This window comes from Mesorhizobium sp. Cs1321R2N1, from assembly GCF_037179725.1.
GTDB classification, from domain to species: domain Bacteria; phylum Pseudomonadota; class Alphaproteobacteria; order Rhizobiales; family Rhizobiaceae; genus Mesorhizobium; species Mesorhizobium salmacidum.
Genome location: NZ_JAPYKP010000001.1, coordinates 1 through 17,083, shown reverse-complemented (window position 1 = coordinate 17,083; position 17,083 = coordinate 1). Strand labels below are relative to the sequence as shown.

The following is a 17,083-nucleotide window of genomic DNA, read 5'->3' as shown; positions in this document are numbered from 1 at the left end:
CCAGCAGACGACTTGCGCTCTTTGAGGTGTCGCGTTCCGGTGCCATATGAAGATGGCTGACCAAATGCGCGCATCGCAGGAGAGACGGTTCATGACCAAGGGTTCGGATCTGTTCGTGGCGGCCCTCGAGAATGAAGGGGTCGATCGGATCTTCGGCATTCCGGGCGAAGAAAATCTCGACATCGTCGAATCCATCCGCCGCTCGTCGATCCAGTTGATCCTGACCCGCCACGAGCAGGCGGCCGCCTTCATGGCCGCCACCTATGGCAGGCTCACCGGCAAGGCGGGCGTGTGCATCACCACGCTCGGCCCCGGCGCGCTCAACCTGACGACCGGCTCTGCCTACGCGCTGCTCGGTGCGATGCCCATGATCATGATCACCGGCCAGAAGGGCATCCTGTCGTCCAGGCAGGCGCGCTTCCAGATCGTCGACATCGTTGCGGCGATGAAGCCGCTGACCAAGCTGTCGCGCCAGATAGTCTCGCCGAAGATGATCCCGTCGCTGGTGCGCGAAGCCTTCCGCGTTGCCCAGGAGGAGCGCCCCGGCCCCGTGCACCTGGAACTGCCGGAAGACATCGCGGCGGCGGAGTGCGAACCGATTGCGTTGGTGCCGACGCATCCGGTCGAGTTGCCCCTGGCCAGCGCTGGCGCGCTCGATCGCGCCGCCCGCATGATCCTCGAGGCCAAGCGTCCATTGCTGATGTTCGGCGCCGCGGCGTCACGGCCGCGCGTGACCCCCGACGTCGCCCAGTTCGTGCTGCGCACGCAGATTCCCTATTTCACCACGCAGATGGGCAAGGGCACCGTGCCCGGCGGCACCGAGCTTTACATGGGAACGGCGGCGCTTTCGGAGCGCGACTATGTCCACGAGGCCATCGAACAGGCCGATCTGATCATTACCATCGGTCACGACACGGTCGAGAAGCCGCCCTTCATCATGGGCGCGAAGGGACCGAAGGTTATTCATGTCGGCTACCAGTCGGCTGATGTCGAGCAGGTCTATTTCCCGCAAGCCGAGATCGTCGGCGACCTCGGCCCGTCGTTGGCGCTGCTGGCCGACCGCATCGAAGGCAAGATCCTCAACGCGCAGGCGCTGCTGCCGCTGCGCGAAGGCATTTTGAGCCGCATCGCCGCGCGCGCCACCGAAGACCGCTTCACGCCGCAGCGCATCGTGCACGACGTGCGCGCCGTGATGCCGGCCGACGGCATCCTCGCGCTGGACAACGGCATGTACAAGATCTGGTTCGCGCGCAACTACCGCACGCGCATGGCAAACACGCTGTTGCTCGACAACGCGCTGGCCACCATGGGCGCCGGGTTGCCGTCGGCGATGATGGCGGCGCTGCTCTATCCCCAGCGCCGTGTCATGGCCATTTGCGGCGATGGCGGCTTCATGATGAACAGCCAGGAACTGGAGACGGCTGTCAGGCTCAAGCTCAACCTCGTCGTCCTGCTGCTGGAAGACCATGCCTATGGCATGATCCGCTGGAAGCAGGCGGTCGACGAATTCCCGGATTTCGGCATGACCTTCGGCAATCCCGACTTCGTCAGATACGCCGAGGCCTATGGCGCCAAAGGGACCAGGGTCGGTGCCATCGCCGAGTTGCGGCCGGCGCTGGAACACGCCTTCACCGGCGGCGGCGTGCATCTCGTCGTCGTCCCCATCGACTATTCCGAAAACACCAGGGTGCTTGTCGACGAATTGCGCGAACGGCTGCCGGCGCCGCAGGCGACCTGATGGTTGCCGATATGGCGGCTGCGCGGCGTGGAAGTCCAGATCGCCGCGCAGCCGGAAATCCCTACAGCTTGCAGTAAGACGTCACCGGCACGATCGTCCCGAAATCCTTGACGATCTCGTAGACGATACCGTCCGCCGCCTTGCCAACACAGGAATGGCAGAGCGTGTGATTGTTCTGGCATCGACGCGGATCTTGCCTTGCGGCGCGTCGAACTCGATCGTCGGCAGCGCCTTGAGCACATCGTCGTCCTTCAGACCACGTCGAGCGGCGCGATCAGCGGCTGCTTGATGTCGAAGCTACGATACTGCTTGAACTGGGTGACGGCGTCGTTGTCGACCACCATCGACCAGACGACATCGGCTTCAGCGACTTGATCTTCTGGAAGGCCGGGCCGAAATCTCATCTGGCGCCGGGCAGCCATTCCGTTTCGATCAGCGGGATTTGCGGGGCGACATCGCGCGGCAGGGTCCCCTTGATCCGCGGATCGTCGGTGATTTCGAAACCAGCCGCATAGGGTTCAAATCCGCAAGCTCTGTAGAAGCCGATGACGCTGTGATGATCGAAGCTGCTGGTGTGCAGCCAGACGCGGCTGGGCTCTAGGCGCCATGCCTGATCGAGCGCGCCCGCCATCAGCCGCTTGCCGAAACCGCGGCCGGTCAAAGAGGGGAGCAGGCCGAAATAGGCGACCTCGATCTCGTTGCTGTCGGCGAGCGAGAATTCGACCATGCCGACCCGGCCGCCGTTTTCGTCGTGGCCGTAATAGAGATGCTGGCGTGGGTCGGCGAAATGCGCCGCGATGTCGGCGTCCGACATTTCGGCGGCGCGATCCCAGAGCCAGGGAGCGCCGATCTCGAGGAAGACTGCGCGATAGATGACGGGGTCGGGCTTGGTGACGCGGGTCATCGCAAGCGGATGCGAAAGACCCTGCACCGGGGCACGCGCCTCCATCCACGTCACCGCATTGACGATCTTGCCGGCCGGCACGCGCCGGTAGCCGGGCGCGAGGTCGGTGGTTTCATCCGGCAATGAGCCTTCGGTGACCTGCATCTGTCCTCGATCTTCCGCCGCGCAGCCTTGCCGGCATTTCGAACTGATGCCAACTCTGCGGCCACCTGCCAAGAGGCTCTAGCGGTGGGCCATGATTTTGGCCGCCTGTGTCTTCTTGCCTTTCCGGGAAATGATATGAGATATGATACATCATCCCTGGGAAAGCGGAATATCATGCCTGAGCGAATTGCGGATGAAGCCATTTTGCGGGCGGTCGACGATGGCTTCGACCGTCAACTTGCCTTCTTGGCCGACCTCGTACGCTTTCCCTCGCAACGCGGTGAGGAACACGCCGCGCAATCCTTCATGGCGGCGGCCTATGAAGCCAATGGCTATGCGGTCGATATGTGGCGTGTCGATGTCGACGCGATCCGCGACCTGCCCGGATTTTCACCCGTCGCGGTTTCCTACGATGACGCCTTCAACGTCGTCGCCACTCATACGCCGAAAAACGCCACCGGTCGCTCGCTGATCCTGAACGGCCATATCGATGTGGTGCCGACAGGACCGCTCGACCGCTGGGTGCGAGACCCCTACGATCCCGTGATCGAGGACGGCTGGATGCATGGCCGTGGCGCCGGCGACATGAAGGCCGGTCTGTCGGCTTGTCTCTATGCCCTGGCCGCCTTGCGCGGCCTTGGCTACCAGCCGGCCGCGAAAGTGTTCCTGCAGTCGGTCGTCGAGGAGGAGTGCACCGGCAACGGCGCGCTCGCTTGCCTGCAGCGCGGCTACCGCGCCGACGCCGCCTTCATTCCTGAGCCGCTGGAGCCAAGGGCGGGCGCAGGTCGGGCCGATCTGGTTCAGGGTCGAGGTCGACGGCGATCCGCAGCACGCGTCGGGCGCTTTCTCGGCCGGCGCCAACGCCATCGAAAAGGCCTTCCTCATCATCCAGGCGCTGAAGCGGCTCGAAATCGTCTGGAACGCGAGAAAAGTCGATGACAAGCATTTCTGCGACCATCCGCATCCCATCCGCTTCAACCTCGGCAAGATCGAGGGCGGCGAGTGGACATCGAGCGTTCCGGCGCGCTGCGTCTTCGAGATGCGTGTCGCGACCTATCCCGGCCAGAAGCTGGAGGATGCGAGGGCCGAACTCGAGGCCTGCATCGCCGACGCGGCGCGCGCCGATCCGTTCCTCGCCAATCGCCCGCCCAGGATGACCTATAACGGCTTCATGGCCGAGGGCTATGTGCTGGAAGGCGCCGACGAGATGGAAGCCGTGCTGCGGCGCAGCCATACCGCCGTGTGGGGCGAGCCGCTGACGGAGCATGTCACCTCGGCCACCACCGATGCGCGCTTCTTCGGCCTTTATGCCGACACGCCGGCGATCGTCTACGGCCCCATCTGCCGCATGCCGCATGGCTATGACGAGGCCGTCGATCTCGACTCCGTCCGCAAGGTCACCCAGACCATCGCGCTCTTCATCGCCGACTGGTGCGGTCTCGAACCCGTTGATGCCGAGGTCAGGTCATGAGCGCGGCCGTGTCGGATGCCTTCGGCGAAACGCTCGCCGAGGATGCCCCTGACGTTTCGATCGCCGAGGCGCTTGTCATATTGGGCCGGCACTACGGGCTCACCGGCAGTGCGCGCCCGCTGCCGGGCGAGCGCGACCATAATTTCCATATCCAGACAGAAAGCGAGGGCGAGTTCGTCCTGAAGGTCTCGCATCCGGCGGAAGAGGCCGGCTTCACCGATTTCCAGAACAAGGCGCTCGACCATATCATGACGGTCGACCCGGCCTTGCCCGTTCCCTCGGTGCGCAGGAGCCTCGAAGGCGAAGCGCAGTTTATGGTCAGCGTCGGCGGATCGGCGCCGCGCGTCGTCCGGCTGGTTACCTATCTGCCCGGCCAGTTGCTTTCGCGCTCGCCCACGTCAGCGGCGCAGGATCGCAATCTCGGCATCTTCCTCGCCAGGCTTGGCCGGGCACTGCGCGGCTTCTTCCATCCGGCCGCCGGCAGCGACCTTTTGTGGGACATCCGCAAAGTCGCCAAGACACGGCCCATGCTGGCGTACATCGCCGATGCCCACCATCGCGCCATGGTCGAGCGCGTCATCGACGCTTTCGAGCAGCACGCGGCGCCGGTCATCCCCGGGCTGCGCGCGCAGATCGTCCACAACGACATGAACTCCTACAATGTGGTGATGGATGCCTCGCGGCCGGAAATGGTCAGCGGCATTCTCGATTTCGGCGACATGATCCACTCGCCGCTGATCTGCGATCTCGCCATCGGCGCCGTCTATCGCTGGCCGGCTGAAGGTCATCCGCTGGCGCCTGCGGCACGCTTCGTCGCCGGCTATCAGTCCGTGCAGCCGCTCGAGATTGAAGAGCTTGGCATCCTCTTCCACCTCATTCGTGCCCGCCTCGCACTCATCGCCAATATAGCCAGCTGGCAGGCCGAGCGGTTTCCGGCCAAACGTGACTATGTCCTGCGCCTCATCACCGAAGTCTGGGCCTCGCTCGAACGGCTGGACGGTCTCTCGTCCGCTGAAGCCCGCCGCTATTTTCTTGACCATTCCAAGCCGGAGTAGATGCCCGTGTCCCAGCCCTCGCCCGCAAGTGCTTCTGCCGATGCCGAGCGCGCGCTGCTTGAACGCCGCGCCAGGTTGCTCGGACCGACCTATCGCGCCTTCTACCGCAACCCGATCCATCTGGTGCGTGGCAGCGGTGTCTGGCTCTACGATGCGCAGGGCCGAAAATTCCTCGATGCCTACAACAACGTCGCCTCGGTCGGACACTGCCATCCGCGCGTCGTCGAGGCATTGTCGGCGCAGGCAGCCACGCTCAACACGCACACGCGTTATCTCAGCGAGATCATCCTCGACTACGCGGAAAAGCTTCTCGGCACGCTTCCATCCCATCTCGGCCACGCCATGTTCACCTGCACCGGCAGCGAGGCCAACGACCTCGCCATCCGCATCGCCCAGCATTCGAGCGGCGGCACCGGCGTGATCATCACCGACTTCGCCTATCACGGCGCCACCATCGCCACCGCGCAGCTGTCGCCGGCGGCGGTCGGCGCCAAGGGCGTACCCGCGCATCATCGCGCCGTGGCAGCGCCGGACACGTTCCGCGACGGCGGCCGCGCCGCGCGTGATTTCGCCAGGAATGTCGCCGCCGCTATTGACGATATGCGCGCGCAAAACATCCGCCCGGCGGCGCTGCTGCTCGATTCGGCCTTTTCCAGCGATGGCATTTTCTTCCCCGATGGTTCTGTCATCCGCGAGGCGGCCGATCACGTCAGGAAAGCCGGCGGCATCGTCATTGCCGACGAGGTCCAGTCCGGTTTCGGCCGGCTTGGCCAGGGCATGTGGGGCTTCGCCAATTACGGCCTCGAGCCTGATATCGTCACCTTGGGCAAGCCGATCGGCGACGGGCATCCGATGGGTGCGGTGATCGTGCGGCCGCAGCTGGTGAGCTCGTTCGGTTCGAACACCGGCTACTTCAACACCTTCGGCGGCAATCCGGTCGCGGCCGCCGTCGGCATCGCCGTGCTCGAGGTGATCGAGGGCGAGGGGCTGATCGAGAACGCGCGAAACGTGGGCGCCTATACAGGAGCATTGCTTCGCCCCTTGCAAAGCCGGCACGGCATGGTCGCCGATGTCAGGCACAATGGCCTTTATTTCGGCGTCGAGCTGACGGCGGAGGATGGGGCCACCGCCGCTGCCAGGACCTCTTCCGTCGTCGAAGCCATGCGCGAGCACGGCGTGCTGATTTCGTCCTGTGGCCCACGCGGCAATGTGCTGAAGATCAGGCCGCCGCTGCCCTTTTCCAGGGACAATGCCGAGCAACTGGCCGAGACGCTCGACCGCGCGCTGTCGAAATGGTGAGCCGAGCGGTCCGCGCATGCTGAAACTCGAGCATCAAACCCTCAATGACCGCGCCTATGGCGCGCTCAAGCAGGAATTGATTTCAGGTGGCTTCAGCCCCGGCCAGACGCTGGTCATCCGCAAGCTTGCCGAAACCTTTGGCATATCGACCACGCCGATCCGCGAGGCGCTGCAAAGGCTGGTCGCCGAGCGGCTTCTGGAAATGCAGAACAACCGCTCGATCATCGTGCCGTTGCTCTCCGCGCCCGCTTTCGCGGAACTGACGCGCATCCGCATCGCCGTCGAGGGGCTGGCGGGCGAGATGGCTACGTCACGGATGACCGAAAGCGGGCTGGCCGACATACAAGCCGCGCTCGCCGGCATGCAGCGGGCCGTCGAGGCGCAGGACGCCACGACCTATCTTTCCCTGAACGAAGCCTTCCATTTCGCTATCTATGAGCATGCCGGCGCGCCCATCCTCTTGAACATGATCCGCGATCTCTGGGGTCGGGTCGGGCCCTATCTCAAGCTCCTGATGCGGGCCGATCGCTACATCCCGCAGTCCAATGACGCACACCACAGGATCGTCGTCGCGCTGGAACAGCGCAACGGTCCAGCCGTTCGGGCTTTCCTCGAGCAGGACATTGTCGCGGCAGCCGCTATCCTCTCCGAAAACCTTTGCACGGACTGATCGCACGGCAGGCTCGGTCGGCCTATGGCGTCTCGTCGATCCGGTCGCGCAGCATGCTCCAGCCAAGCAGCATGTTGGGTGCGTGCCGCAGCAGGGCATGGAACGGGATCGGCGCCGGCGGTGCAAAGGGCAGCGGCAAATCACGCGCGTCGGTTCCAGCGGCCCAGTCGGCCAGCACCTTGCCCATCGCCGTGGTCATGGCAATGCCGCGTCCATTGCAGGCGCGACCGGCGATCAGGCCCGGGCCGAGGTCCAGGAGGTGCGGCAGGAAATCCGGTTCGACCGCCGCCATCCCCGACCAACTATAGGCAAGCGGCGGCAAGTCAGGCAGGTCGAGCTGGCTGGCAAGCCGCCGCCAGATTGCTTGCGGCACGCGCGTATCGGCGCCAGTGCCAAGAATATGCATGCCGCCGCTGATCAGCCGGTTATCGGCGTCGAAGCGAAAGGTGAAGAGATTGCGCCTGGTATCGCCGACGCCTTGCCCCCCGGGAAGCAGACGCGTGCGGATTTCGAGCGGTAGCGGCGCGGTCGCGATCTGGAAAACTTTCAGCGGAAAATAAGTCCGCCGCAGCAACGGACTGAGCGACCCGCCATAGGCGTTGGTGGCGATCAACACCTTGGCCGCGCGCACCGAACCCGATGGCGTTTCAAGTGCCCAGCCATTGGTCACGCGATCAACCGACGTGACACGTGTCTGTTCGAAAATCCGCGCGCCGGCGTTTTCCGCCGCATCGGCCAGTCCGCGCGCATAGGCGACCGGATTGAGCACGCCGCCGGAATGATCCATCCAGCCACCGACATAGCCGCGCACGCCGGTCAGCGCTTCGACCGCCTGCCGATCCAGGGTGACGGCAGGCCGTCCGCGCCGCGCCCATTGGTCCGCACGTGATTTGGCCTTCTGCAAGGCGCCGGACGAGTGCGCCGGCTGGATCCATCCGTTCTGCACGGCGTCGCAGTCGATGCCGTGTCGCCGGATCAGGCCGAAAACGAGGTCGGCACTGCCGGCGGCGAAATCGATCAGCCGTTCACCGCGCTCGGGGCCGAGATGCGCAAGGATGTTGTCCGGATCCATCCTGGCGAAGTTCGGCACGACGAAACCGGCGTTCCTGCCGGTCGCGCCCCAGGCGATGATCTCGGCTTCGAGCACAGCGACGGAGATGCCTTTTTCAGCGGCGTGCAGCGCGGTCGACAGACCGGAAAATCCACCGCCGACGATGGCCAGATCGACATCGAGCCTGCCTTGCAGCGTTGGCCGTTCCCGGCGATCGCGGTTGATCGCATGCCAGAGCGAAGTGCCATTCGCACCCTGCCGGACCGGAGCATTCATGAGCCGGAACTGCTTTTGTCCGTAGCGATCCGCTTACGCTTGCCAAAGCGCGGCCGCTTCGGCCTGTCGCCGAACAACCCGTTCGGCCGGATCAGCAGGATCACACAAAGCATGACGCCGATGGCGACGATCTGCAGCGAGGCAGCGCGTGCCTGCTGCTCGGGCGGGAAGAACACGCTGGTCAGCGTGCCCGATCCCGCCCATATCCCCCAGACCAGGACACTGCCGATGACGGCGCCGAGATTGCTGCCCGAGCCGCCGACGATCAGCATCACCCAGACCTGAAAGGTGAGGATCGGCAGATAATTGTCTGGCGCGATGAAGCCGGTGAAGTGCGCCTGCAGCGCGCCGGCCAGCGCCATGATGGCACCGCCGACGGCAAACGCCTGGACGCGATAGAAGCGCGCGCTCTTGCCGAGTGAAATCGCCGCCCGCTCGTCCTCCCGCAGCGCCTTCAGCACGCGACCCCACGGGCTTCGCGACAGATGCTCCAAAGCGAGATAGGCAATCAGCGTCACGGCACAAACGACAGCAAGGTTCGACAGGTTGAACAGCAGCGGCGTTTCGGCCAGGCCGCCGAAGGGACGCGGGATGAAGCCGATGCCGAACGGTCCGCCGGTCAGCTTCTGCGCGTTGAGCGCGACCAGCTGTACGACGACGGCCACGCCGAAGGTGGTGATCGCCAGATAATCGGATTTAAGACGCAGCGTCGCCATGCCGGTAAGCGCGGCGGCAATGCCGCCGACGGTCATGGCGCCCGCCCAGCCGGCGAGGATGGGCAGGCCGAAGCCGCCGAGGCGCGCGGGATCGTCCGGTGTCGTCAGCAGTGCCGAGGTGTAGGCGCCGATGGCGACAAAACCGGCGAGGCCGACATTGAACAGGCCGGTCAGACCCCATTGCAGATTGAGCCCCAGCGTGACCAGCGAGAAGATCAGCGCCGTGGTCAGGAAGAACGCGCCATAGCCGACCAGCTCGATCATCTTTCCCGAACTCCGAAAAGGCCGATCGGCCGCACGAACAGCACCGCCATCAGGATGATGAAGGAGACGGCGGCGCGCCATTCGGCGCCGATCAGTTGCACCGCGCCGGCTTCGGCGAGCCCGATGATCAGGCCGCCGAGCACCGCGCCCGGGATGCTGCCGATGCCGCCGAGGATAGCGGCGGCGAACATGGGCAGCAGCATGTCGAAGCCCATGAACGGGCGGATCTGCACCAGAATGCCGATCATCACGCCAGCCACGCAGGCGAGCGCGCCGCCGATGATCCAGGTGACGCGCACCACCTTGGCGACGTCGATGCCGACGATGCGGGCCAGTGCCGCGTTCTGGCTCAGCGCCTGCATCGAGCGGCCGGTCTGCGTACGCGTCATCAACAGATGCACGCCGAGCACGAGCACGGCGGTCAGCAGCAACAGGGCGATCTGGTCGGGCGTGATGCGGATGCCGAAGCCGACCGGCATGGCGATCTGGATCGCCCGGCTGAAATAGGTCGGCCGCGAGGTGAAGGTGAATTCGAGCAGGCTGCGCAGCGCCATCGAGGCGCCGAAACTCGCCATCACCACGATGATCGCCTGGCCTTGCGAGCGCAGCCGCGAGAACAACACCTTGTCGAGCAGCAGCGCCAGCAAAGCGGTGAATGCCATACCGACGACCAGTGCAACAAGGAGCGGCCAGCCGAAGGAGAGCGGCCCGATCGGCGCCACCTTGCCGAATATCGCGCCGATGGCACCGACCGTGGCCAGCGTCGCATAGCTGCCCCAGGCCATGAAGTCGCCATGCGCGAAGTTCGAGAAGCGCAGGATCGAATAGGTGAGCGTGACGCCGATGGCGCCGAGGCCGATCATCGAGCCGGTCAGCAATCCGTCGACGATGAATTGCAGGCTCATGCCGCGCCTCCCTTGCCGGCTTGAGAGGAGCGCTGGCCAAGATAGAGCTCGGCCACGACAGGATCATTCCACAGTTCGGAGGCGATGCCCTCGTGCCGGTCCTTGCCTTCGACCAGCACATAGGCGCGGTCGCCAATGGCAAGCGCTGCCTTGGCGTTTTGCTCGACCAAAAGAATAGTAACGCCGGATTTGCGGATGCCGGCCAGCATCTCGAATACCATCGCGACGAATTTCGGCGACAGGCCAGCCGACGGCTCGTCCAGCACCAGCACCTTGGGGTGGATGATCAGCGCCCGCGCCACGGCAAGCATCTGCCGCTGTCCCCCGGACAGATTGCCGGCGGCGATGCGCCGCTGGCGGACGAGGTCGGGGAAGGCGGCGTACATTTCCTCGATGCGGACAGGGACTTCGCGCCGCTCGAGAATGCCGCAGGCGACCCTGAGATTGTCCTCCACCGACATCAGCGGAAAGATGTTCTCGGTCTGCGGCACGAAGGCGAGGCCAAGCCGCACCATGGTGTGGGCGGGCGCGGCGGTGATGTCCCTGCCATCCAGCAGCACCGTGCCGCCGGTGATCGGGATAAGGCCGGCGATCGCCTTGATGAAGCTCGACTTGCCGGCGCCATTGGGGCCGAGCACGACGACGATCTCGCCTCTGCCGACGGTGATCGAGGCGCCGCGCACGATCGGTACGCCGGGTTCATAACCGGCTTCGAGATCACGGACATCGAGGACGGTCTCGCTCATGCGGTACCTCCGAGATAGGCCTCGATGACGCGCGGGTCTCGGGCGACTTCTTCCGCGGTGCCTTCGCTCAGCAACTGGCCGCTCGCCATGACCAGGACGCGATGGCAGAGCCGCGTCACCATGTCGATATTGTGCTCGATCAGCAGGAAGGTGATGCCGCGCGCGTTGATGTCGCGGATGCGGTCGATGATGACTTCGAGCAGCGTCGCGTTGACGCCGGCCGCGGGTTCGTCGAGCAGGATGATCGCCGGATCGGCCATCATCACCCGGGCGAGTTCGAGCAGCTTGCGCTGGCCGCCGGAAAGCACGCGCGCCGGCTCATGCGCGAGATGGCTGAGGGTGACGAGTTCCAGCAGTTCGAGCGCCTTTGTCCGGGCAGCTCTTTCCTGCGCCGCCACCCGCCACGGCGTGATGAAGTTGGCGAGCAGCCTTTCGCCGGCCTGGCCCTGTGCCGCCAGCATGATGTTTTCGATCAGCGTCAGATTGGGCAGCGGGCGCGGGATCTGGAAGGTGCGGCCAAGACCACGGCCGATGCGCAGGTGAGCGGCTTCGCCCGAGACGCACGTGCCGTCGAGAAGGATATCGCCGCTGGTGGGCAGGATGCTGCCGGCCAGCAGATCGAACATCGTCGTCTTGCCGGCGCCGTTGGGTCCGATCAGGCCAAGGATTTCGCCCGCTTTGACATCAAATGAGACATCATTGACGGCGACAAGGCCGCCGAACCGCCTGACGACGTGGCTTGCCGTCAGAACCGGCGGACGGGTCTCCTTCCCCTGCCTTTCCGCTGCCTCGCTCATCAAACCCTCTGGCGAAGACGGTCGTCGCCGTCTCCTGATTATGATTTGTGATCACACTTGCTTTGATCACGCTATTCGGCTTTAATTTCATCCGCAAGCCGAAAACCCGCCGAGAACGGAATTCCATGCAAAAGGCTGCCATCGAAAAAAACAACGAGGCGATCGCGGCCCAACTTGCGCCTGTCGGTCGCGAAACGGTGCAGGATCGCGTCTATTCCGAGCTGCGTCGGGCCTTGATCGGCGGTCTGTTCGAGCCGAGCCAGGTGCTGACGATCCGCGGTCTGGCCGATGCGCTGGTCACCTCGACCATGCCGGTGCGTGAGGCGCTTGGTCGGCTGATCACGGAAAAGGCGCTGGAGGCGCTGCCCAACCGTTCAGTGCGGGTACCGCCAATCACGCTGGAACGTCTCGACGATCTTTTGCGGGCCCGCATCCTGATCGAGGGCGAGGCGATCGCGCTGGCCGCCGCTCGCATGGGGCCGCGCCAGATAGCCACCATCGAAACCATTCTCGGCGAATGGGACGAGATGCGGGCGCTGAAACACAAGAAGGATGTCGACCGCGAAGTGACGCTCAACCAGAGCTTTCACTTCGAGATCTACCGCTCCTGCGGCTCGGCCGTGCTGATCCCGATGATCGAGAGCCTGTGGCTGCAATCAGGTCCTTGCATCCGCGTCGCCATCTACGCCTTCTCGGAAGCCGGCGAGGTCGACACCGCCCAGTATCACCGCCGCATCGTTGAGGCGCTGGCCACGCAGGACGCACGCGCGGCGCGCGAAGCGCTTGCCGCCGACATCAGCCGGCCCTTCACCTTCCTACGCAGCAAACTGCAATCCGCCGCCGCGAAAGGCCAGATATGACCTCCATCAGGATCAGCGAGCCGCGCTCGAAGCTTTCCGCCACGGCGCTGCTGTTGCCGGGGAAGGCGCCGGAAAACGCTGCCTTTCTCACGGCCTATCTCGCCAAGCCACGTGTCGTCCCCGCCATTCACGCCATGTGGACGGGACCTGAGATTTCCTGCCCGGTTCCCGCCGCCGATCTCGAGGGGCGGGCCTATGCCCAACCGCTGCCGGCCGAGAACGCGACGCTGACGCCGCAGCCGGGCGACATCGTGTTGTCCTACGTGCCGCCGCGCATGTGGGGTGGCAATCCCAATGCCATCTTCGACATCGGCCTGTTCTACGGGCAGGGCGCGCGGCTTCTGTTCCCGATCGGCTGGCTGGCCGGCAGCGTGGTGGCCCAAGTGAAGCCCGAGGAGCGCGATCAATTCGCGGCTGCCTGCGGGGTGATCCGGCGCAATGGCGCCTGCGACATTACCTTCAGCCTGGGAGGCTTGAATGGCTGAACGCGACGACAGTTTCGAGCTTTTCGATCTCCGCGTCGAAGCGGTTATCCCGCAGGGCAAGCCGATCTATTGCGGCGCCAAGGCCGGCGACTATTTCGAACTCAAGGGCGAGATGCTGTCGATGCCGGCGGGGCAGGGCTTCTCGATCTATTCGATCTCGGCGGTGCTGCCGCTGCTGGCGGCGAAGCAGCGCGCGACCCACCCGAATGACTGGATGACCTCGGACGCCGAGATCGCCTGTCCCGATCCCAACTGCGCCAGCCGGTTAAGGATCGTCAGGACCGGTAAGCGGCGGTTCAGCCATGCCGAAACCACGGCCGTGCCGCTGCCCAAGGAGAATGACCTGACATGACCGCCAAGGCCTTCGAGCTCAGCCCCGGCTATACCGTTTCGCGTGTCATACGAGGTGGCTGGCAACTGGCCGGCGGCCATGGCGCCATCGATCGTAGCCAAGCCGTGACCGACCTCATCGCCACCTTCGACGCCGGCATCTGGACCTATGACTGCGCCGATATCTACACCGGCGTCGAGGAACTGATCGGCGCCGCGCGCCTGCGGCTGGCCAATGAGCGCGGCCTTGATGCAGCGGCCAAAATGAAGGTGCACACCAAACTGGTGCCCGACCTCGAACGGCTCGCCACGATCAGCCGTGACTACATCAGGGGCATCGTCGACCAGTCGCTTCGCAGGCTGAAGACCGAGCGGCTCGACCTCGTGCAGTTCCATTGGTGGGATTATGCGCAGCCGCGCTATGTCGAGGCGATGGGTTGGCTCAACGAGCTTCGGCTCGAGGGCAAGCTGCGCAATCTCGGTACCACCAATTTCGACACGCCCCGGCTTGCCGAAATCCTGGCAGCCGGCATACCGCTGGTCAGCCAGCAGCTGCAATATTCGGTACTCGATCAGCGCCCGGCGCACAGCCTCGCCGCACTTGCACAGGAAAACGGCGTGAGCTTCCTCTGCTACGGTTCGGTGGCCGGCGGCTTCCTCAGCGACAGATGGCTCGATGCCGCCGAACCCGCCGTGCCGCTCGAAAACCGCTCGCTGGTCAAATACAAGCTGATCATCGACGATTTCGGCGGCTGGGACTTGTTCCAGCAACTGCTTCGCGCATTGAAGGCGGTAGGCGACCGCCACGCCGTCGACATTGCCACCATCGCCAGCGCCTGGGTGCTGGAGCAGCCGCAAGTGGCGGCGGTCATCGTCGGTGCCCGCAACCAGGAGCATGCGCTGGCCAACGCCAGAATCATCGATGTCGTACTCGACGCCGATGACCGTGCGCGGATTGCCGCCGCCATAGCGCGGGGCAACGGTCTGGAGGGAGACGTCTACACGCTGGAGCGCGACCGGCACGGCCGCCACGGCTCGATCATGCACTACAATCTCAACGCGGGCCGGATATGAAAACCACGAACGACAAGTTGTTTTCGCAGGCCAGCACCGAAGTCGTCGACCTGCATCGCTTTTTCGTCGACTGGTTCGTTGCCGAACGCGCTGACCAAGTGGATTTCGGCCGCTTCGAAGCCGTCATGGGCGAAGGCCTGACCATGATCGCACCAGGCGGCCAGATCCTCGACCGCGATGCCGTGATCGACCATGTGCGCTCCAGCCGCGCCACCTGCGACAACGGCTTCGCCATCTCGATCGAGGACATCCGGCCCGGCTGGCAGGCAGCCGGTACGATCGTCGTCCTCTACGTCGAGGCGCAGCTGCGCGCGGGCAAGCACAGCCGCCGCCAGTCGAGCGCGGTCTTCACCACCAGTTCATCGGCGCCCAACGGCGTCCAATGGCGGCATCTGCATGAAACCTGGCTGCAGGTGCCGGAACACTGAGACTTTCCAGACGTCAAATCAGTTCGTGTAACTCAAGGGGAACAACAATGAGAAAGACGATACTCCAGCTCACCACCGCTCTTGCTCTCGTCACGATTGCCAGTGTCGCACAGGCCGCCGACTGCAAGATCACCGTCGGCCTCGTCATGGAACTGACCGGCCCGGCCGGCGAATACGGCCAGGCCGGCGCCAAGTCGGTCGAGATGGCCTTCCGCGACATCAACGAAGCCGGCGGGGTACGCGGCTGCGATCTCGTTACCGACACGCGCGACAGCCAGAGCCAGGGCAACATCGCGGTCGACGCCGCCACCCAGCTGGTTCAGGTCAAGAAAGTGCCTGTTATCATCGGTGGCATCATCTCCTCGGTGTCGATCCCGATCCTGACCTCGGTGACCGCGCCGGCCAAGATCGTCCAGGTCTCGCCGGCCTCATCCTCGCCGACGCTGACGACACTCGGTCGCGACGGCAAGACAAACGGCATCTTCTTCCGCACCATCACCTCGGACGCGCTGCAGGGCGTGGCCGCTGCCAAATACGCCGTCGACAAGGGTTTTAAGAAGCTGGCCATCATCCACGTCAACAACGACTTCGGTGTCAACATGGTGGCCGAATTCTCGCGTGCCTACAAAGCGCTCGGCGGCACCATCGTCTCCGACACGCCCTATAACGAGAAGCAGTCGAGCTATGCCTCGGAAGTCACCGCGGCGATGGCCGGCGAGCCGGATGGGCTTTACCTGGTCAGCACGCCCGTCGACGGCGCCACCATTGCGCGCACCTGGATCTCGCAGGGCGGCGTGCAGAAATTCCTGCTCAATGACGGCATGAACAGCCCTGATTTCATCGAGTCGGTCGGCGCCGATTATCTGAAGGACGCCTATGGCACGTCCTCTGGCACCAGCCCGACCGCCTCGACGGAGTATTTCACCAAGAACTACAAGGCGTTTTCCGGGATCGAACCGACAAACCCCGCGGCCGACCGCTCCTATGATGCCGGTGCCATTGTCGGGCTCGCCATCGCGATTGCTGGCTCCGAGGACCCGGCCAAGATCAAGGATGCCATGTACAAGGCGGTCGACCCGGCTGGCACGCCGATCTATGCCGGCAAGGAAGAATTCGCAAAGGCGCTCGGCCTGATCAAGGATGGCAAGCCGATCCGCTATGAAGGCGTCATCGGTCCGGTCGCCTTCGACAAGTTTGGTGACATCACCGGTCCGTTCCGGCTGTGGAAAATTGCCGACGGCAAAGTGACCACCGACGGCGAAATGACCACCGACGACGTCAACGCGCTGCAGGCCAAGCTTCAGTAAGCTGCGCGGTCCTTCCGGCATCAATCTCGGCTCTCGCGATTGATGCCGGTACCGCCTAAGGCAGGCCGGTATCGCTTGCACGGCATGCAATCACGAATAGGATCGGCGGGCTGCAATTTGCGAACGGCGAGCGTGTTGGATAAGGATATTCATCGGGCCACCCGGTTGTTGATGCTGACGATGCGCCTTGTCGCGCAGGCGCCTGAGCCCGATGTCGCCTGAGACACAACAGCTTCTCTCCGCGCTTGGCGACAGGCTGGGCGCGGGCGGCGTGCTCGCCGGCTCCGACGTCGACCAGCGCTACCGCGACGATCCCGACGGCAAGCTCGGCGTGCTTCCCGAAGCCGTGCTGCGCCCGCGCGACACCGATGGTGTCACGGCAGCACTCGCCGCGTGCAACGCTTTTCGCCAGCCGGTCGTCATCCAGGGCGGCCGCACCGGGCTGGCCGGTGGTGCTCGCGTCCAGCCGGGCGAGATCGTGCTGTCGCTGGAGCGCATGACCGGCCTTGCCGCGCCGGATCGTCAAGCCGCCACCATCGTTGTCGAAGCCGGCGCAACGTTGC

Annotated in this window: 18 protein-coding genes and 1 pseudogene; 12 read left to right on the top strand and 7 right to left on the bottom strand. The window is 64.5% G+C overall.

Annotation, left to right across the window (positions count from 1 at the left end; genetic code table 11):
• Positions 1 to 91 precede the first annotated feature (91 nt).
• Positions 92 to 1,738: an acetolactate synthase large subunit gene (locus O7A61_RS00095; RefSeq protein ID WP_337127873.1), complete on the top strand. Its 1,647-nt coding sequence runs from the start codon at positions 92 to 94 to the stop codon at positions 1,736 to 1,738.
• A 251-nt stretch (positions 1,739 to 1,989) separates the two neighbouring features.
• On the opposite strand, the gene O7A61_RS00090 is transcribed toward O7A61_RS00095, so the two are convergent.
• Both O7A61_RS00090 and O7A61_RS00085 read right to left on the bottom strand, forming a co-directional pair.
• Entirely contained in the window at positions 1,990 to 2,142 is a 153-nt protein-coding gene (locus tag O7A61_RS00090; RefSeq protein ID WP_337127872.1) for a hypothetical protein, read from the bottom strand.
• Positions 2,139 to 2,786 (bottom strand): GNAT family N-acetyltransferase, encoded by a 648-nt coding sequence (locus O7A61_RS00085; protein WP_337127871.1) that lies wholly within the window; start codon positions 2,784 to 2,786, stop codon positions 2,139 to 2,141. Before O7A61_RS00085 ends, O7A61_RS00090 begins: the two co-directional genes overlap by 4 nt.
• Positions 2,787 to 2,960: 174 nt before the next feature.
• Between O7A61_RS00085 and O7A61_RS00080 the strand changes: the two are divergent.
• The 4 genes and pseudogenes from O7A61_RS00080 to O7A61_RS00065 all read left to right on the top strand — a co-directional run bounded on the left by O7A61_RS00080 (position 2,961) and on the right by O7A61_RS00065 (position 7,281).
• Positions 2,961 to 4,257 (top strand): annotated as a pseudogene (locus O7A61_RS00080) (ArgE/DapE family deacylase).
• On the top strand, positions 4,254 to 5,312 hold the full coding sequence (locus O7A61_RS00075) for a phosphotransferase (protein WP_337127870.1): 1,059 nt from the start codon (positions 4,254 to 4,256) through the stop codon (positions 5,310 to 5,312). Before O7A61_RS00080 ends, O7A61_RS00075 begins: the two are co-directional and overlap by 4 nt.
• Positions 5,313 to 6,611, top strand: coding sequence for an aspartate aminotransferase family protein (locus tag O7A61_RS00070; RefSeq protein WP_337127869.1), 1,299 nt, complete (start codon positions 5,313 to 5,315; stop codon positions 6,609 to 6,611). It begins immediately after the preceding gene.
• A 16-nt stretch (positions 6,612 to 6,627) separates the two neighbouring features.
• Positions 6,628 to 7,281 carry a GntR family transcriptional regulator gene (locus O7A61_RS00065; RefSeq protein WP_337127868.1) on the top strand — a complete coding sequence of 218 codons (654 nt, stop codon included), beginning with the start codon at positions 6,628 to 6,630 and terminating at the stop codon, positions 7,279 to 7,281.
• Between the two features lie 22 nt (positions 7,282 to 7,303).
• Here the strand turns inward: O7A61_RS00065 and O7A61_RS00060 are convergent, their stop codons facing one another.
• Genes O7A61_RS00060 through O7A61_RS00040 form a run of 5 tightly spaced genes read right to left on the bottom strand, consistent with a single transcriptional unit; the run spans position 7,304 to position 12,036 of the window.
• On the bottom strand, positions 7,304 to 8,608 hold the full coding sequence (locus O7A61_RS00060) for an NAD(P)/FAD-dependent oxidoreductase (protein WP_337127867.1): 1,305 nt from the start codon (positions 8,606 to 8,608) through the stop codon (positions 7,304 to 7,306).
• The gene (locus O7A61_RS00055) at positions 8,605 to 9,588 is read right to left on the bottom strand and encodes a branched-chain amino acid ABC transporter permease (RefSeq protein ID WP_337127866.1); all 984 of its coding nucleotides are present in this window, start codon (positions 9,586 to 9,588) and stop codon (positions 8,605 to 8,607) included. Before O7A61_RS00055 ends, O7A61_RS00060 begins: the two co-directional genes overlap by 4 nt.
• The gene (locus O7A61_RS00050; RefSeq protein WP_337127865.1) at positions 9,585 to 10,493 is read right to left on the bottom strand and encodes a branched-chain amino acid ABC transporter permease; all 909 of its coding nucleotides are present in this window, start codon (positions 10,491 to 10,493) and stop codon (positions 9,585 to 9,587) included. The genes O7A61_RS00055 and O7A61_RS00050 overlap by 4 nt, the downstream gene beginning before the upstream one ends.
• Positions 10,490 to 11,239, bottom strand: a complete 750-nt coding sequence (locus O7A61_RS00045) for an ABC transporter ATP-binding protein (protein WP_337127864.1) — start codon at positions 11,237 to 11,239, stop codon at positions 10,490 to 10,492. Before O7A61_RS00045 ends, O7A61_RS00050 begins: the two co-directional genes overlap by 4 nt.
• Positions 11,236 to 12,036: an ABC transporter ATP-binding protein gene (locus O7A61_RS00040; RefSeq protein WP_337127863.1), complete on the bottom strand. Its 801-nt coding sequence runs from the start codon at positions 12,034 to 12,036 to the stop codon at positions 11,236 to 11,238. Before O7A61_RS00040 ends, O7A61_RS00045 begins: the two co-directional genes overlap by 4 nt.
• Before the next feature lie 125 nt (positions 12,037 to 12,161).
• Here O7A61_RS00040 and O7A61_RS00035 point away from each other — a divergent pair, with 125 nt between their 5' ends.
• From O7A61_RS00035 to O7A61_RS00005, 7 genes are all read left to right on the top strand, one after another.
• Positions 12,162 to 12,896, top strand: a complete 735-nt coding sequence (locus O7A61_RS00035) for a GntR family transcriptional regulator (protein ID WP_337127862.1) — start codon at positions 12,162 to 12,164, stop codon at positions 12,894 to 12,896.
• Positions 12,893 to 13,381, top strand: coding sequence for a DUF3830 family protein (locus O7A61_RS00030; RefSeq protein WP_337127861.1), 489 nt, complete (start codon positions 12,893 to 12,895; stop codon positions 13,379 to 13,381). Before O7A61_RS00035 ends, O7A61_RS00030 begins: the two co-directional genes overlap by 4 nt.
• The gene (locus tag O7A61_RS00025) at positions 13,374 to 13,733 is read left to right on the top strand and encodes a TIGR04076 family protein (protein ID WP_337127860.1); all 360 of its coding nucleotides are present in this window, start codon (positions 13,374 to 13,376) and stop codon (positions 13,731 to 13,733) included. Before O7A61_RS00030 ends, O7A61_RS00025 begins: the two co-directional genes overlap by 8 nt.
• On the top strand, positions 13,730 to 14,785 hold the full coding sequence (locus O7A61_RS00020) for an aldo/keto reductase (RefSeq protein WP_337127859.1): 1,056 nt from the start codon (positions 13,730 to 13,732) through the stop codon (positions 14,783 to 14,785). The genes O7A61_RS00025 and O7A61_RS00020 overlap by 4 nt, the downstream gene beginning before the upstream one ends.
• Positions 14,782 to 15,213: a hypothetical protein gene (locus O7A61_RS00015; RefSeq protein WP_140505703.1), complete on the top strand. Its 432-nt coding sequence runs from the start codon at positions 14,782 to 14,784 to the stop codon at positions 15,211 to 15,213. Before O7A61_RS00020 ends, O7A61_RS00015 begins: the two co-directional genes overlap by 4 nt.
• Positions 15,214 to 15,260: 47 nt before the next feature.
• Positions 15,261 to 16,520, top strand: a complete 1,260-nt coding sequence (locus O7A61_RS00010; RefSeq protein WP_337127858.1) for an ABC transporter substrate-binding protein — start codon at positions 15,261 to 15,263, stop codon at positions 16,518 to 16,520.
• 211 nt (positions 16,521 to 16,731) lie between these two features.
• Positions 16,732 to 17,083 (top strand): FAD-binding oxidoreductase (locus O7A61_RS00005; protein WP_337127857.1); only part of this gene is annotated, 352 nt, incomplete at its 3' end.

Coding starts and splice junctions, on each gene's coding strand:
- O7A61_RS00085 (WP_337127871.1), bottom strand. CDS start 2,786: ATGCAGGTCACCGAAGGCTCATTGCCGGATGAAACCACCGACCTCGCG.
- O7A61_RS00025 (WP_337127860.1), top strand. CDS start 13,374: ATGGCTGAACGCGACGACAGTTTCGAGCTTTTCGATCTCCGCGTCGAA.
- O7A61_RS00090 (WP_337127872.1), bottom strand. CDS start 2,142: ATGAGATTTCGGCCCGGCCTTCCAGAAGATCAAGTCGCTGAAGCCGAT.
- O7A61_RS00060 (WP_337127867.1), bottom strand. CDS start 8,608: ATGAATGCTCCGGTCCGGCAGGGTGCGAATGGCACTTCGCTCTGGCAT.
- O7A61_RS00015 (WP_140505703.1), top strand. CDS start 14,782: ATGAAAACCACGAACGACAAGTTGTTTTCGCAGGCCAGCACCGAAGTC.
- O7A61_RS00070 (WP_337127869.1), top strand. CDS start 5,313: ATGCCCGTGTCCCAGCCCTCGCCCGCAAGTGCTTCTGCCGATGCCGAG.
- O7A61_RS00050 (WP_337127865.1), bottom strand. CDS start 10,493: ATGAGCCTGCAATTCATCGTCGACGGATTGCTGACCGGCTCGATGATC.
- O7A61_RS00030 (WP_337127861.1), top strand. CDS start 12,893: ATGACCTCCATCAGGATCAGCGAGCCGCGCTCGAAGCTTTCCGCCACG.
- O7A61_RS00010 (WP_337127858.1), top strand. CDS start 15,261: ATGAGAAAGACGATACTCCAGCTCACCACCGCTCTTGCTCTCGTCACG.
- O7A61_RS00065 (WP_337127868.1), top strand. CDS start 6,628: ATGCTGAAACTCGAGCATCAAACCCTCAATGACCGCGCCTATGGCGCG.
- O7A61_RS00020 (WP_337127859.1), top strand. CDS start 13,730: ATGACCGCCAAGGCCTTCGAGCTCAGCCCCGGCTATACCGTTTCGCGT.
- O7A61_RS00035 (WP_337127862.1), top strand. CDS start 12,162: ATGCAAAAGGCTGCCATCGAAAAAAACAACGAGGCGATCGCGGCCCAA.
- O7A61_RS00040 (WP_337127863.1), bottom strand. CDS start 12,036: ATGAGCGAGGCAGCGGAAAGGCAGGGGAAGGAGACCCGTCCGCCGGTT.
- O7A61_RS00075 (WP_337127870.1), top strand. CDS start 4,254: ATGAGCGCGGCCGTGTCGGATGCCTTCGGCGAAACGCTCGCCGAGGAT.
- O7A61_RS00095 (WP_337127873.1), top strand. CDS start 92: ATGACCAAGGGTTCGGATCTGTTCGTGGCGGCCCTCGAGAATGAAGGG.
- O7A61_RS00055 (WP_337127866.1), bottom strand. CDS start 9,588: ATGATCGAGCTGGTCGGCTATGGCGCGTTCTTCCTGACCACGGCGCTG.
- O7A61_RS00045 (WP_337127864.1), bottom strand. CDS start 11,239: ATGAGCGAGACCGTCCTCGATGTCCGTGATCTCGAAGCCGGTTATGAA.